The following is a 5,053-nucleotide window of genomic DNA, read 5'->3' on the forward strand; positions in this document are numbered from 1 at the left end:
ATGTAAACCTATACCATTTTTTATTATTTGTACTGGTACGTAATTTACCTGATTGCTGCATTTCCACGGTTTTGATCATCGCTTGCCCATCCGTCAGCACATGCTTTAAATAGCGTTCGACCGGTGGAGGCAGGACAGATACCGAGCTAAAATTAATACTTTCGCGAACAGATTGACCGACTCCTTGATTGAGCTGTTTTCGCAGTAGTTCAGCCCTTCTGGTTTCACGCGCCTGACCTGTTTTAACGGCAAAAAGAAACAACATGGTGATGGCACAAGCAGCAAATAGAAACCACTCAAACATTGTTATCTGCAAAGTCTGGTTCACTTTTTAGTTTATAGGTCATCTGTGCTTAGTGCTTAATGATGACATCATCTATTGAACGACGTTGACTAAAGGGGGCCAATTGGCTATGACCGAATCTCACCATTAGAAGTGCGTGTTCGGCATTGAGATTTAGCCATTTTTCAAAACCAGGACGTAGTGTAAGTACTTCGATAGGCTGATTGATAAATGCTGTACGTATATTCAACGCAGTCGCTTGCAGCGCAAAGCGCTGGTATGCACGGCCAGCTTCTACCCAAGCGGCTTTATCGTTGCGGGTTGATATGAAAACTGCAATACCTGCAGAGCTTCTGATGTTAATGGCATCAGTCTCCACTTGTTTTTTTGCTGTCAGTACCAGTCCGATGATCAGTTTCGCCAACCAACTCGGTAGCGACGGATTGCCGCTAGTCCGTCCGGATAGTCCATCGCCAGTGCGTAAGGCCTCTCCATGGTTAAACCTAATCCATGAAACCAGTTCATCCCGAAATGATTTATTCGTTAGCTGGGCGGTGTTTCCTTTAGAAACATAGTCGATTAGGGTTTCTTTTTGTGCTTCTGACAACATCAGCAGTGTACGAATACCCCCACCAGTTCCTGCTTCCTGCAGGAGTTTAAGTTCTGGTTCGTCAACTAATGAGCCGTCATAACTAATCTTTGTACATTGGCGCTGGGTAATTGCCTGATATAAATCTGAGGCATGGGCCGAGGGATCACGGCGCAACGTAACGATTACTCCGTCTTCACTAGGGTCGAATTGGGCATTAGCGAAAAAGCCCTGCGCGGCAGCCGCATGAATGAGGTTTTCAGTAGCGCAACCCAGGCTTTTGAACAGGTGACTATCGTCGGGATCGACAACCGGGCAACGTCGCGAGTAGTCGGGTAGGATGCTAATCGTGTCTTGACGGATGCGGAATTTCCACGGCTGGGTATTGTGGCTGGAGGCGGCGAGTGTAGCGTACCGAATCAGCTCTTTGGTATCCAGTGTGCCGTCTGCGCGCTCAGTTCCTGGCCGTCTAATGTTTTTTGCAGCTTTGTCGTACTTTTCATTTAATGACATTTTACTTTTACCTATTGAATTTTGACTTCAGACCCCGTGACGCCCAATGCCAAGATTCAGGTGTAAGCAAGTCAGTACTTTTCGACTCAGTCTATTTCATAAGTTTTCAGAGCCAAATGTATTTGTCGTTGCGCGTCGAAACAGGATAGCAAGCGACCATGTTGCCCCCGGAAACGTCACTGCCCAAAGTGCGGCGATCCATATCAAAGGATGATAATACATTTGCAGAGCAATGAAGGGGAGCAACAAACCATTGGTAATCAGAAATAGTCGCACGAGCCGTTCCAGTCCTCTGCCTGTGAATACCATTGCCGCAAATAGTGTGGCCAGGCTCATAAAACTGTAGCCAAGTATATCTACCGCGTACAGGAAGGAGTCAAATGGCACAAACAGGAAAACCTCGATACCTTCAATCTGGCCGCGTGCAAGTCGAGGCATTACCAGTGTGAGTTGTACGAAATAAACGATGCTGATCAGGGCGGTATAAACCGTGGCGAATGCAACGGCGGCATGGCTCCAGATTTTTCTCTCAGGTGCAGCCAGTTGATGGATACTGACAACGAGCACCAGAAACGATGAGCCCAATAGCAAAGAGGGTGTAAGCAGTACGACAATCCCAAGTGGCGTGCTGGCACTCTCAGGCCCACCCTGAGAGCCCAAAAAACCCATCCATTCAGCGAGTTGTCCCAAGATATAAGTGATACTGGAAACTGTGGCGAGTACCGCAGACCAGAATCCGACTGTCTTTGTCGATGATGATATTAGCGCAAGCATATTGTGTCTCCCTGGAGGATGCTCCTGTTGTGTTACTGCACGATTATTGAATATTATGTCGATCACTCACTGCCTGATAACCGGTAATCAGCTCATTGCGCACGAGATAATTTCCATTAAAAAGCATTACGACTGGCTCTCCGCCTATCAGCGGTTGACCTGATTTGCGCCGTTGCGCGCTGATGTGCAGGTGTGGTTCGGTGGTATTCCCCGAGTTGCCAACATGACCAAGAAAATCGCCCACTATTACGTGGTCGCCAGCTTTAATGACAACGCTGCCGCGTTGTAAGTGAGCCAAAAGAATTTCTACACCAGTGCACTCAAGCAACACATGGTTCCCCGTCAATTAGGTTCGATCGGGGTCTCTACGAGGTACTGGCATATCAGGTCGATCATTTTCTGCACTGACAACCTTGCCTGTACAAGGGGCAAATACGCTGTCACCAAAGATTGCATAACGCTTAAGGTCGGTTGGCAGTATGCCATTTGTGCGCAAGCCCCAATGATTGATTTTAACTACATCAATAGCGTAACTCTGCCCACGCCAGGGCACATAACGCGGAGTAGGTGCCAAGGTTTTCAGGTGAGGATTGAGTATCATATTGCTTCCACCGTGGACGACGAGATAGTTGCCTTGTTGCAATGGAAACGTGAGATTAATGCTCGATCCAGCCGGTGGAATCCATCCGCTAAACAGATAAACGCTCATAGCTACGCTTGCTAATGAGGTCACGAGCAAGCCGACAAGCCCTATTTGAGAGCGTAGCTCTGCAACATCCAGCCAGGGTGTGTCCTTGATACGCCATCCACCACGCATAGCCAACAGTATCGCTATACTCAGATACACATAGGGCCACGGCATGAATGGCCAAATCCCTGCCACTGCAATCGAGGTAAGATAACTCAATACCATGATTGTTTTTAACAGCCAGTTGAAACGGGCTTTTTCTCGTATTCTGGCTAACCATATCAGTAGCAATAGAGGCACTAAAACCTGTAAAAAAAGTACTTGAATAAGTAGCCAGTCCATTTGATGACTCCTTAATAGTAACTCTGTTCTGATTTAATAAAGGTACTTCGTTTTTAAGAAAGAGAACATGCTCCTATGGGTTACGAGTATTAATTGCCGAAACATACAATTTTTGAACAGGACTTTCGAATCCATAGAAGTTAATTCACCTCAAAACGCATTCTCAGTGAGGGTAATTAGGATTCCCATAATTTAATCGACTAAATCACATCTTTCATTCACGCTATCGAAATAAAAATGCCCGCCCTTACCATGAGCTTGCTATTTTGTTTTTTGGAATGGACAACTCAGCCGAGGCATAGCCGGGACAGCGATGGAACACAGTGACAACGACCGTAAGGTGAGGCGATAGCCGAATATTTATGCCAGAGCTTAGGACTAGGTCGTCAGCAAGACGACACTAGAACATAGCGTGTATTTGGATGGATTTTGTTCATTTTTTTATTAGGATAATTGAAGTGCTTTTGGCCTTGGTTTATCCGGTTCACCCCCTGAGGTAGTCCGTCAAACGTTTAGATAGGTGGGTGACAAAAGCGTTCATGGGCATTATGTCACTATGATGCCGTGGTAGAGACTTTATTAATCCTTTGAAGATCTTGCTCAAATCCGAAGTATTTAACATTGAGGATGATCGAAAAATAATTGCCTGAAATTATCATTTCATTACTCATTTTTATGTTTTCGGTTTTAAAAGAAGTGTTAAATAACAATTTATAGTCGGAAGGCAAAGCTTGAAAATCATACGGAAGGTTATTCAAAAATAAAGGATATACATATGCTTAAAAAATTAGCAGTAGCATTTTTCGCATTTACATTAATCGCTTGTACGACGCCAAAGCTACCCAATCCAAACACCGCAGGCCCCATACATACATTGGGTAGTGGTTTCTTTATAAATTCAGGCATAGTGCAATATGCGATGACTTATAAGTCTGTAAGCTTGAGTGATCCTGTATATGCTTATGCTGAATTTGAAAATCCTAGTGATGCTAGTGAACCCTTGGTTAAGGATTTAGGAAAATTAGTACTTAGCGACAGAATGCTGGTGCTGTCGCCAGAATTGCCTGCAATTAAAAACCATACATTATATGAAGTAAATCTCTATTTATATTCTGACGAGGAAATGAAAAATATGATTCATAAGCACACCGATAAAGTATTACTTCAGTTACCGGAAATCTTTTTATTAGATTTAAAAGCTGAGATTATTCAATAGTACGAAAACTTTTAACACATATGAGCTTTCTCTGCTAAGCCAGCCAAAGCTCGATTTCAGATAATAAGTGCAACACTCATATATGAACAGCGATATTTCGCAGGGGATTAGCGCAGCAGGTATTGTCCGTTGCATCAACGTAGATTCTGGGGACAGTTTACTTAATTCCTTAAAGTAGGCTGGGTTAAGTAAACTGTCCCCGGAATCCCAGTTTACTTAATTCCTTAAAGTAGGCTGGGTTAAGTAAACTGTCCCCGGAATCCGCTGACCCCTGAGGTTTGTTGAACAAGCTTGAGTGACAGACAAACGTATTTTACGCGAAAGAAAACCAAGGCCTAAAAATAGGCTGAATTAAGTAAACTGTCCCCGGAATTTCTCAAAGCGAGATAGAGCTAGAACATATTAGTTTTGTGTAGAAGTCTATGTCATTTCAATGTTGGAAATTACTTAACTCGTTTTTGCCCACTCCTTATTTCAACCGCTAACTGTTTAGTCAAGCCGATCGTTATTTGACCTACTATGTATTCCATCAAAACTCACCCTCGTTGTTTATATGATTAAACCAAAACCTCTGTGAAACATTTTGAACCAATACGCCATATAAGAAACTGGAGCAATTCTGAAAGAAAGTAGATTGAAAATAAGACC

6 protein-coding genes are annotated in these 5,053 nt (G+C 43.9%); 1 reads left to right on the forward strand and 5 read right to left on the reverse strand.

Features of this window, described 5'->3' with window-relative positions:
* The 5 genes from ABY436_RS18795 to ABY436_RS18815 all read right to left on the reverse strand — a co-directional run.
* A partial coding sequence (locus ABY436_RS18795) for a DUF6544 family protein (RefSeq protein ID WP_372740460.1) occupies positions 1–304 on the reverse strand: 304 nt, incomplete at its 3' end.
* A 49-nt stretch (positions 305–353) separates the two neighbouring features.
* Positions 354–1,385, reverse strand: a complete 1,032-nt coding sequence (locus tag ABY436_RS18800) for a Tat pathway signal protein (RefSeq protein WP_372740461.1) — start codon at positions 1,383–1,385, stop codon at positions 354–356.
* A gap of 96 nt (positions 1,386–1,481) precedes the next feature.
* Positions 1,482–2,159, reverse strand: a complete 678-nt coding sequence (locus ABY436_RS18805; RefSeq protein ID WP_372740462.1) for a hypothetical protein — start codon at positions 2,157–2,159, stop codon at positions 1,482–1,484.
* A 43-nt stretch (positions 2,160–2,202) separates the two neighbouring features.
* Positions 2,203–2,487: a M23 family metallopeptidase gene (locus ABY436_RS18810; RefSeq protein WP_372740463.1), complete on the reverse strand. Its 285-nt coding sequence runs from the start codon at positions 2,485–2,487 to the stop codon at positions 2,203–2,205.
* A gap of 18 nt (positions 2,488–2,505) precedes the next feature.
* Positions 2,506–3,189, reverse strand: a complete 684-nt coding sequence (locus ABY436_RS18815; RefSeq protein WP_372740464.1) for a hypothetical protein — start codon at positions 3,187–3,189, stop codon at positions 2,506–2,508.
* 775 nt (positions 3,190–3,964) lie between these two features.
* Here ABY436_RS18815 and ABY436_RS18820 point away from each other — a divergent pair.
* Positions 3,965–4,405 carry a hypothetical protein gene (locus tag ABY436_RS18820; RefSeq protein WP_372740465.1) on the forward strand — a complete coding sequence of 147 codons (441 nt, stop codon included), beginning with the start codon at positions 3,965–3,967 and terminating at the stop codon, positions 4,403–4,405.
* Positions 4,406–5,053: the final 648 nt, after the last annotated feature.

The sequence above is a fragment of the Neptunomonas sp. genome, assembly GCF_041601355.1.
Classification (GTDB): domain Bacteria; phylum Pseudomonadota; class Gammaproteobacteria; order Pseudomonadales; family Balneatricaceae; genus Neptunomonas.